This window comes from Uliginosibacterium gangwonense DSM 18521 (assembly GCF_000373965.1).
Taxonomy (GTDB): Bacteria; Pseudomonadota; Gammaproteobacteria; order Burkholderiales; family Rhodocyclaceae; genus Uliginosibacterium; species Uliginosibacterium gangwonense.
The window spans coordinates 13,169-29,994 of record NZ_KB892837.1 but is presented as its reverse complement, the minus strand read 5'-3'; the positions used below and the strand labels follow the sequence as shown (position 1 = coordinate 29,994).

General features: G+C 54.4%; 15 protein-coding genes and 1 riboswitch. Of the genes, 12 read left to right on the top strand and 3 right to left on the bottom strand.

Annotated features, from left to right (window positions below):
- Window positions 1-212: 212 nt before the first annotated feature.
- Window positions 213-521 carry a hypothetical protein gene (locus B145_RS0106685; protein ID WP_018606091.1) on the bottom strand — a complete coding sequence of 103 codons (309 nt, stop codon included), beginning with the start codon at window positions 519-521 and terminating at the stop codon, window positions 213-215.
- Window positions 522-648: 127 nt separating this feature from the next.
- Here B145_RS0106685 and B145_RS0106680 point away from each other — a divergent pair, with 127 nt between their 5' ends.
- Window positions 649-774 carry a PIN domain-containing protein gene (locus B145_RS0106680; protein ID WP_018606089.1) on the top strand — a complete coding sequence of 42 codons (126 nt, stop codon included), beginning with the start codon at window positions 649-651 and terminating at the stop codon, window positions 772-774.
- A gap of 153 nt (window positions 775-927) precedes the next feature.
- On the opposite strand, the gene B145_RS0106675 is transcribed toward B145_RS0106680, so the two are convergent.
- Together B145_RS0106675 and B145_RS24650 are read right to left on the bottom strand one after the other, a co-directional pair.
- Window positions 928-2,040, bottom strand: coding sequence for a ribonucleotide-diphosphate reductase subunit beta (locus B145_RS0106675; protein ID WP_018606087.1), 1,113 nt, complete (start codon window positions 2,038-2,040; stop codon window positions 928-930).
- A gap of 8 nt (window positions 2,041-2,048) precedes the next feature.
- A complete protein-coding gene (locus B145_RS24650; protein WP_018606086.1) occupies window positions 2,049-4,838 on the bottom strand; it encodes a ribonucleoside-diphosphate reductase subunit alpha in 2,790 nt (929 codons plus the stop codon).
- Between the two features lie 121 nt (window positions 4,839-4,959).
- Window positions 4,960-5,161, bottom strand: a riboswitch (cobalamin riboswitch).
- A 290-nt stretch (window positions 5,162-5,451) separates the two neighbouring features.
- On the opposite strand from B145_RS24650, the gene B145_RS0106665 reads away from it, so the two are divergent.
- The 11 genes from B145_RS0106665 (at window position 5,452) to B145_RS0106620 (ending at window position 16,672) form a co-directional block, all read left to right on the top strand.
- Entirely contained in the window at window positions 5,452-5,895 is a 444-nt protein-coding gene (locus B145_RS0106665; RefSeq protein WP_157288303.1) for a hypothetical protein, read from the top strand.
- A gap of 553 nt (window positions 5,896-6,448) precedes the next feature.
- Window positions 6,449-7,342, top strand: coding sequence for a ParA family protein (locus B145_RS0106660; RefSeq protein ID WP_018606082.1), 894 nt, complete (start codon window positions 6,449-6,451; stop codon window positions 7,340-7,342).
- Entirely contained in the window at window positions 7,339-9,138 is a 1,800-nt protein-coding gene (locus B145_RS0106655) for a ParB family protein (RefSeq protein ID WP_018606080.1), read from the top strand. The genes B145_RS0106660 and B145_RS0106655 overlap by 4 nt, the downstream gene beginning before the upstream one ends.
- 67 nt (window positions 9,139-9,205) lie before the next feature.
- A complete protein-coding gene (locus B145_RS0106650) occupies window positions 9,206-9,775 on the top strand; it encodes an STY4526/YPO1902 family pathogenicity island replication protein (RefSeq protein ID WP_018606078.1) in 570 nt (189 codons plus the stop codon).
- A 30-nt stretch (window positions 9,776-9,805) separates the two neighbouring features.
- Window positions 9,806-10,249, top strand: coding sequence for a hypothetical protein (locus B145_RS27290; protein ID WP_018606076.1), 444 nt, complete (start codon window positions 9,806-9,808; stop codon window positions 10,247-10,249).
- A gap of 68 nt (window positions 10,250-10,317) precedes the next feature.
- Window positions 10,318-11,832, top strand: coding sequence for a hypothetical protein (locus tag B145_RS0106640; protein ID WP_157288302.1), 1,515 nt, complete (start codon window positions 10,318-10,320; stop codon window positions 11,830-11,832).
- Window positions 11,819-12,616: a hypothetical protein gene (locus B145_RS28555; RefSeq protein WP_157288301.1), complete on the top strand. Its 798-nt coding sequence runs from the start codon at window positions 11,819-11,821 to the stop codon at window positions 12,614-12,616. The genes B145_RS0106640 and B145_RS28555 overlap by 14 nt, the downstream gene beginning before the upstream one ends.
- Window positions 12,613-13,791 carry a PFL_4669 family integrating conjugative element protein gene (locus B145_RS0106635; protein ID WP_018606073.1) on the top strand — a complete coding sequence of 393 codons (1,179 nt, stop codon included), beginning with the start codon at window positions 12,613-12,615 and terminating at the stop codon, window positions 13,789-13,791. The genes B145_RS28555 and B145_RS0106635 overlap by 4 nt, the downstream gene beginning before the upstream one ends.
- Before the next feature lie 140 nt (window positions 13,792-13,931).
- Window positions 13,932-14,264 carry a hypothetical protein gene (locus tag B145_RS27285; protein WP_018606072.1) on the top strand — a complete coding sequence of 111 codons (333 nt, stop codon included), beginning with the start codon at window positions 13,932-13,934 and terminating at the stop codon, window positions 14,262-14,264.
- 76 nt (window positions 14,265-14,340) lie between these two features.
- Entirely contained in the window at window positions 14,341-14,688 is a 348-nt protein-coding gene (locus B145_RS0106625; protein WP_018606071.1) for a ferritin family protein, read from the top strand.
- 16 nt (window positions 14,689-14,704) lie between these two features.
- Window positions 14,705-16,672: a DEAD/DEAH box helicase gene (locus B145_RS0106620; RefSeq protein ID WP_018606070.1), complete on the top strand. Its 1,968-nt coding sequence runs from the start codon at window positions 14,705-14,707 to the stop codon at window positions 16,670-16,672.
- Window positions 16,673-16,826: the final 154 nt, after the last annotated feature.

Genomic DNA, 16,826 nt, shown 5'->3' with positions numbered 1-16,826 from the left:
GGAGTTGGTGGTGAGTGAGGCAGATCGTGTTCTGATGCCCGCATAAGAATTTGATGTCCGTGCGTAATGTCCCGAACGCGCAGATTGACCAGATCGCAACCCTTGCTATCAATAGCCAAGTTGAACATGGCTAGGTCGCGTACATGACCCTCCCTCTGCAGATGGAACCGAATCGCCCAAATACGGCTGGACCTTTCAGTGCCACCAGCACTCTACTCAAACATTCCCACGTAAGACTTGTTTGCCAGGGTGTATGCGTGCGGGACCAATCTCCTGGTGTGCATCTGTGTGAGGCAGCGTTCGAAGATCTCTTCCGCGCTCAAGTCCCCAAGTTGTTCTTCAGCCCGAGCGGGATCCACATCAAAGCGCAGATTCGCCCGGTTGTTCTTTGGGTCGTGACACATGGCGATTACCACGGGCAGGTCTGTTTCAACAAAACCACCAATCAACATGAAGATTTTGTAGGGCACCTGGTCGATCTCAAGCGTGGTGCTGTGACGGGGAGTTTTAGGGGTCGGCATGGCAGAGTCCTTGATGTGGCTAGATTGCTGTATATAATCACAGCAATCTAGCCACAAGTTCAACTATGACCTACCAAACCATCCGCTCGGTTCGCAAAATTTTGACTCATGAAATTAAGTAGAGCAGTTGGCCCGCCATCACAATGACCCGTTTGACCGTCTTCTTGTCGCCCAGTACTTGGTCGAGCCGATGCGCCTATTGACCCATGACGCCAATGTGGGGCGTTATAGCGATACGATCATTCTGGTGTGAGACACTATGAAGCTATTGGCGTTTCCGCTGACATAGAACCATAAGAAGGGCGAAGATGAACAATCGAACGGAGCGCAGGGCTCCGTTTTTGTAGTCTGGCATGGGGTGTTGAGAGCCCCAGGCTTATGGAACGCATTTATAAACAACTAGCCGTCAGTCCCAGCTCAACCCTCCCCCTGACTGATATTCCGTGACCCGCGTTTCAAAGAAGTTCTTTTCCTTACGCATATTGGCTTGCTCATCCAGCCAAGGCAACAGATTTTCGGCGCCGGGAAAGGGTTCTGCGAGGCCAAGCTGACGTGCGCGGCGATTGGCAATAAAGCGAAATTGGGCCGAGTGCAAGTTGGCGTTGTAGCCCAGGATTGGTTCGCGCAGAATGTATTGGGCATAGGCCGACTCGGCTGCCTCGGCTTCTTCCCATAGTTGCTTGACCTGCACCGGATCGAGCGTGAGGTTTTCTTCCTTGAGCAACTCGCGCACCACACGAATGCCGAAGGCGCAGTGCAACACTTCGTCGCGCATGATGTATTGCAGCTGCTCAGCTGTACCTTTCATCAGGCCACGGCGTTGCAGGGCGAAAATCGGCGTGAAGCCATTGTAGAACCAGCAGCCTTCAAAGATACCCGCAAAGAAAAGATAAGACAGCGCAAATTCATGCAGGTTGTCGCGGTCGCGCAGGTCAAAGTCAGAACGCATGACGCGTTCCAGTCGGCGATTTGCCAGTGCGATCTTGCCGTGGAGGGCGGGTATAACGCGATAGCGATTGTAGATTTCCTGCTGGTCGATTCCGAGGGTTTCGATGCAGTGCTGATAGGTCCAGGTGTGCAGTGCTTCTTCGTACACCTGCCGGGCCTGGTAGATTTGTAGTTCGGGGGCGCTCATCTTCTCCATCACCGCCAAGCCGATGTTGCGCATGGCGAGGATGTCGGAGGTTGTCAGATAGGCCAGCACGTTTTCGAACACATGGCGCTCGGCGCTGGTGAGCTTGTGCTGATAGTCATGCACGTCCTGCGCCATGGAGACTTCCAGTGGGGTCCAATGGTTCTTGTTGGCATTGAGGAAAAACTCCCAGGCCCAGGGGTACTTGAAGGGGGCAAGCTGGTTGATGTCAGCCTGACCATTCACAATGCGTTTGTCCTGGGCGTTGATCGGTGCCAGTGAAGTGCCAATATTCGCTACGCTCTGAGTGGGGGAGTGGGTAGTGGCCGAAGCAGCGGGTTGTGAGATCGAGCTGTCCCAGTCGTCGAAATTGAGTTTGGTGTTCATGGGTACTCTCACTGGCAGGATTCGCAATCGGGGTTGTCAATGGAGCAGAACGTGGATGCGGACTCGACGGGCACACTGGTCTTTTCCATGGCGGTTGCACCAAGGGTGCGCAGGTAGTAGGTGGTCTTCAGGCCACGCATCCAGGCAAGCTTGTAAAGCTCATCGAGTTTTTTGCCCGAGGGGGCTGCTAGGAAAAGGTTCAGCGATTGCGCTTGATCGATCCATTTCTGGCGCCTCGAAGCAGCTTCGATCAGCCATGCCGGATCAATTTCAAACGATGTGGCATAGCGCGCCTTGATCTCGCTGGGGATGCGGTCGATCTGTGCGAGCGAACCGTCGAAATATTTTAGGTCAGCGATCATCACTTCATCCCACAGACCCAACGCCTTTAGGTCGCGGACCAGATCGGCATTCACAATGGTGAACTCACCCGAGAGATTGGATTTGACATAAAGGTTCTGATAATCAGGTTCGATACAGGCGGATACCCCGATAATGTTGGAGATGGTGGCGGTAGGAGCGATGGCCACACAGTTGGAATTGCGCATGCCATACTTTTGGATGCGGTCCCGCAGGGCATCCCAGTCCAGAGAACTGCTGCGATCCACTTCCAGATAACCGCCTCGTGCCTCCTCAAGTCGGCGCAGTGAGTCCAGTGGCAGAATGCCCTGATCCCACAGGCTGCCACGATAGCTGGAATACACGCCGCGTTCTTCGGCCAATGCGCTGGAAGCGGAGTAGGCCAGGTAGCAGACGGTCTCTGTTGAACGGTCCGCAAACTCGACTGCTTCGGGCGACGCAAAAGCCAAGCCTATGCGGTGCAGGCAATCGGCATAACCCATGATGCCCAGGCCGACCGGACGGTGACGCAGATTGGAAGTGCGCGCCTTGGGGGTGGCGTAGAAGTTAATGTCAATGACATTGTCCAGCATGCGCATGGCGGTGCGCACGGTGCGGCTAAGCTTGCTCTGATCCAGAACCCATTGATCGTTTTGCAGTACAAGGTGTGCCAGCAGGTTGACCGAACCGAGATTGCATACAGCGGTCTCACGCTCAGAGGTGTTCAGGGTGATCTCAGTACACAGGTTGGAACTATGTACGACGCCGACATGTTGCTGAGGTGAGCGCAGATTGCAGGCATCCTTGAAGGTGATCCAGGGGTGGCCGGTTTCAAATAACATGGTCAGCATCTTGCGCCAGAGCTGGACGGCAGAGACACGTTTGAAGAGCTTCAGTTCGCCGCGATCAGCCTTGGCCTCGTAAGCAACATAGGCAGTCTCGAACGCGAGGCCGAATTTGTCGTGCAGATCAGGCGTATCGTTTGGCGAGAACAGTGTCCAATCGCCACCTTCCATCACCCGACGCATGAACAGGTCGGGAATCCAGTTGGCAGTGTTCATGTCGTGGGTGCGGCGGCGCTCATCCCCCGTGTTCTTGCGCAGTTCCAGGAACTCCTCAATGTCGAGATGCCAGGTTTCCAGATAGACGCACACCGCGCCTTTGCGCTTGCCGCCCTGATTGACGGCCAAGGCAGTGTCATTCACCACCTTCAGGAAGGGAATGACCCCCTGGCTTTTACCATTTGTGCCCTTGATACGTGCGCCAAGCGAGCGCACAGGAGTCCAGTCATTACCCAGGCCGCCTGCATATTTTTGCAGCAGGGCATTTTCCTTAACGGCCTGATAGATGCCTTCCAGATCGTCTTGCACCGTGGTGAGGTAGCAGGAGGAGAGCTGTGAGTGACGCGTGCCGCTGTTGAACAGGGTTGGCGTGCTGCTCATAAAATCAAAGCTGGAGAGCAGGTGATAGAACTCGATGGCGCGTTCCTCTCGGTCGATCTCGTTCAGGGCAAGTCCCATCGCTACACGCATGAAGAAAGTCTGCGGCAATTCGATACGCGTCTCGTCAATATGCAGGAAGTAGCGGTCGTACAGCGTTTGCAGGCCAAGATAATCGAATTGCAGATCACGCTCGGCAGTGAGTGCACGCGCCAGTTTGTCGAGGTCGTATTCCTGCATGCGCACGTCGAGCAACTCTGCCCCTACACCGCGCTTGATCAGCTTCGGAAAGGCTTCGGTGTAACGGGTGGGCATGTCAGCTTGGTCCAACTCTTCGCCCAGCACTTCCAAGCGCAGGCTGCGCAGCAACAGGCGCGCGGCGACCTTGCTGTAATCTGGCTCACGTTCGATCAGGGTGCGTGCGGAGAGCACCAGCGATTGGCGCACGGCGGCCATCGGTACGCCGTCATAAAGGTTTTGCAGGGCGTGTTCCAGCACGGCCTCAGGAGACACCCCCGTGAGGTTGATGCAGGCCTCGCTGCACTGGGCCAGCAGTGTTGCGCGATCCAGTTGCAGGCGACGATCGCCATCGGTCACATGCAGCACAGGTGCATCGATTTCTGCCTGCTGGGCTTCAGCGGCGGCACGTTCTGCAGCGCGGCGTTCGCGGTACAGCACGTAGGCACGGGCCACATCGTGTTCGCCAGAGCGCATCAAGGCCAACTCGACCTGGTCCTGAATATCCTCGATATGAAGCGTGCCGCCACTCGGAAGGCGCCGTGTGAAAGCCTGCACGACCGATTCGGTCAAGCGGGCGATCAGATCGCGCTGGCGGGCGTATACAGCCCCTTGGCTGCCTTCTACTGCGAGGAAGGCTTTGCCGAGCGCGGTGGCGATTTTGTCCGCATCGAAGCGCATGACACTGCCGTTGCGGCGAATCACCTCAAAGGACTGCGTCCGATCGGTTGTTTGCGTAAAAGCGGCAGGCAGTACAGATGCAGTAAGGTTATCAACTGGCATGATGGTTCTCTCTCGTTGGTTTTTGTGTAGAGGAGAGACACACCGGCAGGCTGACGGAAGCCTGCTTTCGCACGAAAGACCAGCCCACCGCAATCCGCTGGAGGCACCCCGCCTCTGGCTGGAACATGTTCTTGCGACGGCAGGTCTCCTGGCTGGCGGATCGTCATCGGAACTCCGCCTTCCCAGGGCATTGGCCCAGTGGCTTAATTGAGTCCGACTCATCGCCTTCAGTTGCGGGGGCAGCTTCGGATCGGGCGTTTTTGTGCCTTACCGAATTCCCTTTTAATTCCCTTGATGGGTAAACCGTCGATGCAGACATGATAGGTATAAAAACCTATCAGGGCAACCCCCGTGTGACTATATGTAGTATTGCATTGCTTACGAGTAACTAAATACAGTACAAGCAATCCAACAAGTCTGATCGTACTGCTGACACGGAAGCAGCCTCTTGAGTTGAACAGTATCGAGCGTAGTCAGGAAGCTGTACTGGAGACTCTTGGGGGCTGACCGGGATGAAGCCGCATCCCAGTCATACCCCGTCTAGGCCGACATCCTCTGGTCCGGCCAGAAGCCAGGGCAAGAACAGTCTGTACCTGCTCCGGGGGGTTCTGTTATGGAACGTGGTTTGATGGAGCAGGGCGCCAAACAACGTTCTGACGCTCAACCTGCTCTTACACCTGCCGAATACGTCGCACAGTACAAACCGCGAGTTGAAAACCTTCAATACTCTGCACCTGCATACGATCAGGTCACCAAGCCTGTTACGGCGTCGTATCCTGCGGCCTGCGTGGCCTCAAGTAGTCGTTGCACCTGCTACACACAGCAAGGCACACGTTTGGAGACGTCTGACGCGTTTTGTAGGGCTGTGGTCAAGAATGGCTATTTCGTGGATTGGCAGACCAAGCCGCCCGGCGAACAGGCGACACAACAGCCACCACAACAGCAGGCTCAGCAGGTCGTCAGCGCTGATACACAGACTTTGCCGCCTGTGGGCTGGATCAGCATGGATGGATCAGTAGAGACCAAGGGGAATTTTAAGAGCAAGCCTAAGTCTTGATGGGGGTTTTATGGAAACGGATTACGAGCGTTCTTGTACTTTGCTTTTGCGGATTCGTGGTTTTTTCTCTGTGCAAACAGGTACGCGAGGCGGTGGAATTCTTCGGAGTTCTGCCGCTTTTGCTTTGGGGCGGTGATGGAGACAACAGTTGAGGCTTGTTGAGACGGGGATAGACCCTGAAAAAATTAGGCTGATCAGCCTTGTGCTGTGTCAGCCTAACAATCAAAAAAGTGGGATCGGTACTTCGCTTATGCGGCGACAGTTGATCCGCAGTTAGCCTTCGATTTTTGACGGGTTTTTGCCTCTTTTGCGAGGCCTGCCGCGATAACCAGGGCAATGAGAAAGTTGACATAATAAACAAATGGCCGAGCGAATCGGTCAAGTTCATAACCTAATCAACAAGTAGCGCATTCGCCGTTTGCGTAAACCATTACGCAAAAGGACGAGCAATGCGACCAATCACATCGCGCTGCGTCTCTGCAAAGAGACCCGGCCACTCTCGTAGTACCCAGCCCGAAGTCTATCTGTCCTCAGTTGAAGCAGGGGGACAGGCATGACCATCATCGGCACCGCACTGTCCACCAAGGGTGGAGTAGGCAAGACCACCACACTGGCCAACATCGCCGGCCTCCTATGTGACCTCGGAATTCGCGTCCTGCTGATTGACGCAGACGTACAGCCCTCGCTGACACGTTACTACAAGTTAGCGTCGCGGGCACCTCATGGTCTTACCGACCTGATTCAAAGTGGGATGGTGACAGAGGATCACATCTCGCGGATTGATCTGCTGCACCCTGATTCCACGATTGCGCCCAGCGAAGGGTGCCTCGACATTGTTTGCTCTGACGTTCCAGACGCATCTCTTGAAGTTTGGTTATCAGACCGCGTGGATCGTAGCTTCCGACTCAAGAATGCGCTTAAGTCTCCTGTGATTGACGAACGCTACGATGTGGTGTTGATCGATACGCAAGGAGCTGTCGGAGCACTGCAACAAACCGCAGTCTTTGCTTCCTCGTTTGCCTTTTCACCGGTATCCCCTGACATCATCAGTGCGCGTGAGTTTGCCAGTGGCACATTGCGGCTACTGGCGGAACTTGCACCAGGTGAGCGGATCGGCTTGCCGGTGCCGCAGTTGCATGTCCTCATATGCAAGCTCTCGCGCACCCGGAACGCCAAACAGGTGGCTCAGCACTTGCGCGAGGAATATCGCAATCAGGATGGTAGAAAGATCCCCAACATAAACATGTTGGAGGCCTATATTCCTGATGCCGTTGCCTATTGTGATGCGGCCACCGCACGGCTTCCAGTGCACTGGATTGATCCAGCCAAGGCTGGGCTGAAGATGCACCAACTTGTGTGGGAGCTTTTCCCGAGTCTTCAAGGCTTTGTCGCAAATGCTTGTGAAGGAGCATTTGCTGTTGAGCTGGACGAAGGGGATGCGCCATGAGTGATACCGTTTATGTGCCAAAGTCCAAGTCACTGCCTGAGGTTGCAAAAAACCTCGAACAGAAAGGAAAACTCCCGCGTCCGGGACTTCGGGTGAAGGGTCAGATCGACATCGGCGCGAGCCTGCATGTCTCGGCGGGTGGCACAGAGCACGGCGGCATTCGAAAGGGCGACGATCTGGATGGTGCGACGATGGAACTTGACATCTTCGACCAGATGCAGCCCTACGATCACAATCCTAGGAAAGCAATTAACTCCAAATACCAGGAGATCAAGGCAGCGATCAGCAGTGGACGAGGAATCGACGGAACGCTGACTGTCACACGGCGTCCGGGAGAAACACTTTACATTCCATTTCGAGGACAAAACACGCGTTACGCAATCTTGCGTGAGCTTTGGGAGGAAACGAAGGATCCTTGCTTTAGAAAGGTGAAAGTCGTCTTCAAACAATGGAAAAGCGAATCAAGTACATTGTTCAGTCATATTGCTGAGAACGCGTTGCGTGACGACGTATCTTGGTTTGACAAAGCAACTTCGATCATAAATTTCCGTTCCATGCGTGAGAAAGAACTTGGCCGTTCTCTCAGTGCTGCAGATATGGAAAAAGAAACGAAGTCCGAAGGCATGGCTGTAGTCAGGAGGACAATCGCACTATACGACTATGGGGTGACGCATCTGTCAGAACTAGGTCCATGGCTGACTAAAGAAAATGTTACCACGCTACGAAATCATCAAACCACCCTTGAAAATCTAGCCAGCATTGCCGCTAAACGGGCCGAATTTACCGATATCTATCTTCCAAAAGCTGCAGAGAAATACGCGGAACTCTCTTTCGAGTTACGTGAAGCCTCCCAGAATGATGAAGATGAAACAAAGAAGGCATCGGTCTTGCGGGGTGCGCTACTTGACAAGTTAATACAGCAACTGACCACTGCCTTTGCTGAAGCGCTGAGTCTTGCTCCAAACGTTGTTGAGCAGCTTCTTGCTGCTGGAGCTTCAGCCAGTGCCGCCGAGTTACAAAACATCATGTCGGGCGTTCAAGAAGCGCCAAGGGTTCTTGAGACGCGTAAGGAGGAGTCTAGCCTGGCTTCTGTGAGCGGAAAAGAAGAGAACCCTGTAGTAACAGAACCGCCTCAACCACAAAATGCCGGAACAAATCAGGGCAATGCCACGAAAGCAGAAAACCGTGGTCAGCCACAAAAGCGTGCGCCTGTTCAGCAGTCACAAGAACCGATTGCCCCTGTCACGGATCTCGATAGCGCTGCAGCACGCTTTGAAGCAGTCATCAATCGCTTTTGCGATTTGACCTTTACACGTAGATGGTTGTGCACTGATCCATATCTTGGCTTGCCGTACGTGTTCTGGTTGGATCTCCCGGTTGAACTTCTCAACGGTGAATGTTCATCCATGCTGGATCTGGGGGATGAAGAAGGTAATCCACTTAGTACCGAAGCCACGCAACTTCGAGCTTCCGCTTTTAGGATGCTGGCCTATTTCTCCGGGCAACTCGGTGGGGTGGTGGGTGACACGGAAAGAGATTTCGCTGAGCTGCTGCCTGAAGACTCTCTCTGGCGCAAAGCAGTTCTGGTCGACTCGATGTCTCCTGAATCATTCATCGTCCGCTGGCAAAACCAGTTTCTGGGGAGTGTTGACAGTCATGAGGCTGTTTGCCTACGTCCGAACCGTGACGATTTCCGAGACCTGTTGATCAACCCCGTTACGGGGCAGGCCTGGGCAGACTTCATCGACGCATTCCGGGTGTGGGACAAGCACACCTGGTCAGCCAATCAGAAGTGACATGTATTCGCGGAAGGTTCCAGCCTGGAGCCTTCTGCATTTGACTTTGAGCATCGGGGGACGAGACATGGTGGTTAAGGACGAATTTTTACAGCGGATTTTTCTATCGCACGTGTTTAGGCTGTTGGAGGAAGGTCGCCTTCCTGAGCTGCTGGAAGCAGGGTTTTCGATGGAAACCCTGGAAGCACTCCGGGGCCTCTCAGCACAAAACCTGGAATTGCTTTCCACAATGAACTTGCGTTGTTCCATTAAGGTGGAAGATGCAACGTTCATGTTGTCCATCCAAACAGTTGGCGAGCTGCAGAAAGACAAAGAGCGCCTGGAGTATTACGTCACGCACCAAGCACCGGCCTGCTTGCTGATGACGCTGTTTCACGTTTCCGGCTCAGAACTTCAGAAGCTGAAGGATTCCTTGTGCCCGCCGAATAAGGGTGGCCGTTACGCCATGCCTGGTGAAAAGCAGCGCGAAGCCATCCATGCAGCCTGGGCTGCAATTGGTGCTGATACCGCTGTCAATCCTAAGGATCAGTGGATCGTCTTGCACCAGAAATACGAACGCGAGTTTTCGATTGGCACATTGTGGAATGTGGTCAACGAGTTCGCGTCTCCCAGCGCGTCGGCAGACAACCGGCGATAGACCCCAATTCTATTTCCCCAGGGACGAGACATGGGAAATCAAAACAAGATTGATGCAGTTCATCATGCAGATGAATCAGGGGACGACGCACCTGCGATTGACCCCAGTCTTCTGCTTGCACTCTTTGGGCAGAAGCCCATCGTATTTCACCGACTCTATATTGATATTACTGGTAGTTGCAGTGCTGCGCTGTGGCTTGCCTATGCATTGAACTTCATCGAAGAAGAGGGCACGCCTCCATCTGAATGGTGGAGCAAGAGTCAGCAGGCCTGGACGGATGAAACAGGATTGAGTCGACGTGAGCAGGAAGGTGCTCGCAAACGCTTGCGCCTGCTCGGAATTCTTGAGGAGCGGCCGCAACGCAATGCCCCCTTGCTCTATCGGATTGATGCGCAGCGGCTGCATGCATTGATGCAGCATTACGCAACTGAATTGGCCAGCTCCAGCGGTAAGCGAAAGCAGGGTAGCGAATGAGGCCAATTTCAAAGCTGGCTCCACCGCCAAGCCCTCCCTCTATCGAGTCGAAGCCTGAAGCCTTACCCGTGGCCGCGCAGCTAGAGCAGTTGCTGCGTCTCCTCGGGCAACGCTACGTGCTGTTTTACCCCGTGTTGCGTCATGTCACGGGCTCAGCCAATGCCGCCCTGATGTTGGGCCATTTGCTCTACTGGACGCGTACCTACATGGCAACGCGACCCGAGCGCCAGGGCTGGTTCTGGCAAACGAGTGAGGACTGGAAAGCCGCCACAGGCTTGTCGCGCCACGAGCAAGATACTGCTCGGGAAGCGTTGCGCCAGTCTGGTTGCGTTGAAGAGCGTCTGATCGGGGTGCCTGCGCGGATGCACTACCGACTAAACCTCGACGTATTGGGCCAGAAAATATCAGAACACCTGCACCAGCAGTTCAAAGGATCATGGACCTGGGACGACAAGATCGTTCGAGGTCTGCTTGGCACGCCTATCGCATTTCTGCGCGTGTTCGCAGATATCACAGGCAGCACAGCTGCCGCGCTTTACCTGTCTGATCTGTTACAGCAAAGAAAGCTGGCAGATCGGATTCAGTCACGAATCGACGTCGGGGACGGCTGGTTGGATTTGCCGCTGCGGTTGGCTGCAGAACGTGTGGGCCGTTCTACCAAGAGTTTGCGTACCGCACGCAAAATGCTTTTGGCACAACGCTTGATCGAAGAGCGTTCCAGCAAAGGTGTTCAACCACGCCTCTATACCAAGCTGAATCTCAGGCAAATCGTTCGGATCTTGGGTTCCAGAGTCCAAAACCGAACGCAAGTCATTGATAACGCAGGAATGGCGGAAACGTACATTCCAGATGTGCCAAAAGCGGCAAACTGGAATGGCGGAAGTGCACATTCCAGATGTGCCGAAACCGGCAAACTGGATGTGCCAAAACCGGCAAACAAGATTGCTGCTTTGGGCACTTCTATAAGAGGGTTTACTACAACAAGGGGGTTAACCCCTTCAAAACAACCACTACAAAGGGAATTGGCACCTGTAGGTGTTCAGCGGTCGAGTAGTGGTAGTGGTGTGAAAGGGATTCAAGACGAAACCCCGCAACACCCATCTCAGTTCGGGCAGCCGACCACCGAGGAACCATTGGCATCAGAAACGCAAAGGGCAGAACTGATGATGGAACTGATCCTCCCACCAACCATACCGAACGAAATAGCTCAGGCTGCACAGTTAATGGTTTGTGATCTACACCCTAAAAAGCGACAAGAAGTGCTGGATGAATGGGTTGGACAACTCGCTCGCGGTGGCAAGGTCAGCAATCAGTTGGGCTATCTTGGGGGCATCGTTCGCAATGCGCTGGCAGGAACTTTCGTGCCGACGCTGGCTGTTCAGGTTAGAACTGCCCGCGAGCGTGCTGCTCACAATGCGGCTGAGCTTGAACGTAGGCGCCAGCAAACTCCGATCAAGCCGGTATCAAGTCTTGCTAATTCCGGCCCAAGAGCAAATGCCGAATCTGAGACTAAGCGTGGGAACGCGTTGTTCAAAGAATCAATGAGGAATATGAGTTGGAGAGCACCCAATGACCGCAGTTAATCGACAACCGTACCGTTTTGACACACTCGGACCACCGGTCCGAGTGTGTCAATCCGATACAGTGGAGAAGCAATATTCCTCTTTGCTTCTTTCATTTCGTAATGATTCCACGATTGCCAACGTGATTTGGGCTCTTTTACACGACCAGGCAGATGTCGTGTGGACTAAGACCAGTTCTAGACGAATTGCAGGCAACCTAGGTATTGATGCCAGAACCACCGCCCGGGTGCTCACAAAGCTGCTCGACAGCGGGTTATTAAAATCAAGTGGGCGCTCATACTTCGACATTCGATACCGTCTCGAAACAGAAGCTCTACTCAAGCAGTGGATTCGAAATGATGCATTGCCTGATTGTTTTGTGAACACGGAACAATTGGCGGTACTTTGCGAACGCTGGGCCTTTGACTTCAAGAATAGCAGCCCCAGCATTATCCTCTTGTGTCAGCTCGGTTATGACTACCCGCGATTTGCTGTGCTGTCTGCACTAGTCCGTTCCATGCTGGATGATGATGGAATTGTCAGTGCCAGTTGTCGTTCATTGGCTGAGTCTGCATTGTTACCCAGCATGACTGTGCATCGCTCTCTTCACACCCTGGAAGAGCAAGGCTTGATTGAAAGGCTTGATTCCAGCAGCCGGACAGCATGCTTCCGAGTTTGTCTTGACGTGCTTCGTGCTTTACTTTCAGCACCATTACCCGAGGTCGATGTACTGCCTGGCATTACACCACTGCCTGCACTGCAACGGCTCTTTCCTGTTACACCCACCACCGGAGGTTCACAATGAATACCAGAGACCGTGGCATTCCCGCCCCCAAAGGCACTGGCGATAGAGCAGGTGCTTCGACCAAGGCAATTCCACCAGCACCCACAGGGCGGTTCTTCGTGGAGAAGAATTCCCCTTTTCCTGATGGGTATTCCATCGCGTTGGAAGAAGAACAAGTGGGTCACCTGGATCTGCTCACCGATGCAGAATTGAATAAGCACCCAGATTTGCTGCGCTGGGAAGAACTTCAGGATCGCAAGCAACGTCTTCAAAAGATGCTGGATGATTCAAAGGGGCATCACGGTGCAGATACAAGGGTGCCGTACCGGGACACACAGATGCTCAACCGCATGGGGCGTCTTGTAACACGCATGGATGGCGACGATGGCGAGAGCGACACCATGGTGTTGCACACTCGGCATGCGTTTCGAGTGTTCGTGGGTCGTCGTCGTGATCCAGCGAAGGGCACACGGCCCATTCCCAGCGCCAAGCGCATCGGCACCGTCCTCAAGATGCTGCATGACTTGTCCCGCTTTGATAACCCGTACGCGGATTGGGCACTATTGCGAGCGGATGAATTCATTACCAAGATCAGGGGTGCGATTGCAACGTCCACGGAAGAATTCAAGAAGCAATTGAGTGATCTGCAAGAGCAGGGGCTCACCTATAAGGTGCTACGCAGTTCCGCCCCGCAGACCTTCAATCTGGAGTTTCGCTCCTCCTACGGCTACATGCTCTCTGAGATGATCGTTCAATACGACTACTTCGTACGCCTCGTGATGACCATGGTGAACAAGGGACAAATGCCCGACAGTGAATTGCGCACCACACTGCGCCCCATCATCGGGAGCATGCGAAGCTTCTTCGAAGAAATGATCCGCTACGAAAAGGTGTTGTGTGGGCCAGAGCTGCGTGCGCTCAGCCGTAGTGACTACCTGCCGAATGCGAATGCTGACGCCAAGAAGCGTGTTGAAGCCGTGTCCCAAATCTTTGGCATGGTGCCGTCCCAGATATTCAAAGGGGAAGTGCTGCCGCAACACACGAAGCGTAGGCTTGACGCAACAGCCCAGGAACTCGACATGCTGGCCAAGATTTACGAGGATCACGCGCTTGCTGCAGCCGAGGAAGACGAAGGTGAGACAAAGGGGGAAGGGCACAACGGTGAGCAGATTGCGTCAGAGGGGGGGCTGCTATGAACCAACTTTCACTAGACCTGGGACAAAATGCAGTCATGCAAAGGGGATATGTGAATAACGGGCTTGCTGCTATGATGGGGGTGGGCGCTTGTCAACGTAGCGCTGACACAAAGGCCTTTACGGGTAGGGGGAGACCGGGAATGCAACTGCGTCGTGAGCGCACTGCGCTGGAGCAGATCCACGCCGAGATGGAAAGCCTGTCGCGGCTCACGCGTGATGTTGCAGGCCGGGTTTTCTATCTCCAGGTCCATCACCGAGCTAAATATGGGCAGATGACCCTGCGCTGGCGCACCATGGGTGTGAAGGGCGTCCATATCCCCTGGGCCAAGGTGAATCAGTATTTCGAGCGGGAGTTGCCTCAAATGAAGGCGTGGTACGAGGAAGTCCACATACGCGTGCTCGAACTCAATGCACTCGAAAAATCCCTGCGCCAACAGATCAAAACGAAAGAACACATCGCCAAGTTTCAATGAAGGCAAGGTGGCCTTGCCACACAGATCGCATCCCGGGCTGTACCAATCACATTTCACACATAACCGGGAGTGAATCATGCCGCAACACAATGCATTTCAAGGTGAAGGTGCATCACCTGACCCCTTGAACACAAGCTACCTCTGGCAGGTCAATGCACAGACCCTTTTGGTGAGTGCAGCAACAGCCAGAGAAAAATACCTGGAATTACATCCAGACGATCCTCAGACCATCAGTCAGTTACAGCAACACACCAACCACATTCAGGAATTGCTGGAGCGGTTTTGTAACCCTGACCCCCACGCCGCTAAAGACCCCGCTCAGATTTGCAGCCTGTCTCTTGCCCTGCAGCATCTACGTGATCTGATCCAGGCCATGACCTCGCGCTCGCGTGGGGCAGCGATAATCTACGCCGGCCGCGCATAAGCCTGATCGGTTCTCTATGGGTTTCACTCCAACGCCCGTGGCACTCGCCAGGCGTCAGCCGATCCTGCGTGCGATCAGTGACGGGCGACGCCTGGGCGTTTCAACGGCCAACATTGACCGCGCCAACGAAGTATTCCGGGCAGTCGGTGCCACATGGTTCCCACCGCGCCGGATGTGGGTGATGCGCCAACCCGTGACGGTGCCGCACTTGATGCAAACCTTCGAGCGCATGGTGCCTCAATCCTTTGTGAGTTTTGAGAATCTGCCTGAGCTGGTGGACGCTGCCCAGGAAAGTCCCCAGGCGGATTATTTTGCGGAAGTCCTGGATCTGCAGATCATTCCGCTTGCCGAAGGCGGTTATGCAGTCAGCGGTGCTTATGATGCATGTTTTGTGGAATCCATGCGCTTGCTGCGCGGCAAATTTCATAAGTTTGCAGCCGCATGGCAGGTGCAGGCGCCGGTAGATCGCATCCTGGAGGTTTTGCAGTCCGTTGCTGGGGTCGATCCCGTCTACGTGTTCGTGCACGAGCGGGCGATGAAACTGGAGGAACTGACATCAAAGCCCAAAGCGGAAATCCCAATTTCCGTGGCGGGCGCTGCGCCCGAGTTTGGGCCGGGGGCTGGAGGGGACGAAGAAGAGCAGGGCACTGGTTTCTTGTCACTCATGGGTGGCGCCCTCCAAAAGCTGCCCGTGGATGAATTGGTGCTGGCACAAGCAGCAGCCGACAGTTCATTGCTGGATCACCAGATCCACGGCGTACGTCATTTGCTCTCCTACAGCTCATCGCTGCTCGCGGATGATATGGGTTTGGGCAAGACGCGCCAGGCCGTGGTGGCGTCCCGACTGGCAGCAGGCGAAGGACGCATCCTGATCACGTGCCCTGCGTCCTTGCGGATCAATTGGGAGCGTGAGATCCACATGGTGTATCCAGGCGACTTTGTCGGGATGCTCGGTGAAGATCGATTGGAGACGCTACGGGCCTGCAAGTGGGTGATTGCCAACTACGAACGGCTCGGAGGCTTGGTACGCGAGCTGGATTTGAGCTTTGAGGTTTTCACGGTCGATGAGGCCCACTATCTCAAAGAGCACAAGGCAGGGCGCACGCGTAATGCCTTCATCATGTCTCAACGCATCCCGCGTCGATTCCTCCTGACCGGCACCCCGATTCTCAACAGCGAAATTGAGCTGCACACGCTGCTACGCATCTCCGGCCATCCCCTGGGTCAGATGGAGCTCTCTGCGTTCCGCAAGAAATACGCGGGTGGCCAGGAGCAACGCGCTGCACTCGCTGATGCCATTTCCGGCTGGATGCTGCGACGGTCCAAGAAGGTCTTGAAGGGTTTGGGGCTCAAGACGCACCAGGTGCGCTACGTCACCCCGGACGGGATTGAAGCCTACGAACGAATACTCGGTGACATGACGCTGCAGGTCATGCCCAAGATCGTCAAGCTTCGCCAGACGCTGGAAGCGCTCAAAGCAGATTTTCTGATTGAGACCGTTCAGAGTTTGCAACATGAGGACAAGGTGATCGTTTTCTGCGAATACACGGAAAGCATATCCTTCCTCAAGGCTGCGTTTGAAGCCTCAGGCATCGGTTGTGTCACGCTGGATGGCTCCATGTCAGATCGGGCACGCCAGCACAGTGTTGATCAGTTCCAGAATAACCCCAACACGCGGGTGTTCATTGGCACCACCATGGCGGCGGGCGTGGGGATTACATTGACAGCGGCAAACTATGTGATCTTTGCTTCACTACCGTGGACACCAGCTATGAAACGTCAGGCTGAAGATCGGGCGTATCGTCTGGGGCAACGCCGTGATGTGTTTGTGCTGATTCCGATTATCCCCGGCACCATTGATGAGCAGATCCTCGCACTGCTTCAGAACAAGACCGAGATCGAAGAGGATGTGGTCGAAAAACAGGTCTCGCTGGGATTGGCCCGAGCCAGCAAACCGAAATTTTCACCGGCAATGGTGATGTGAAGCGCAATAAATGATCAGTCTAGCGAATGCCGCAAGGGGAGCGAGATTCACGGGATTGTCACACGACTTATTCACATAAATTGGGGACAACTCGACTTCAAGGGGGCTTGCGTTTCCGATGATCCCAAGGCAAAATCCCTCCCGTAATTCAGTG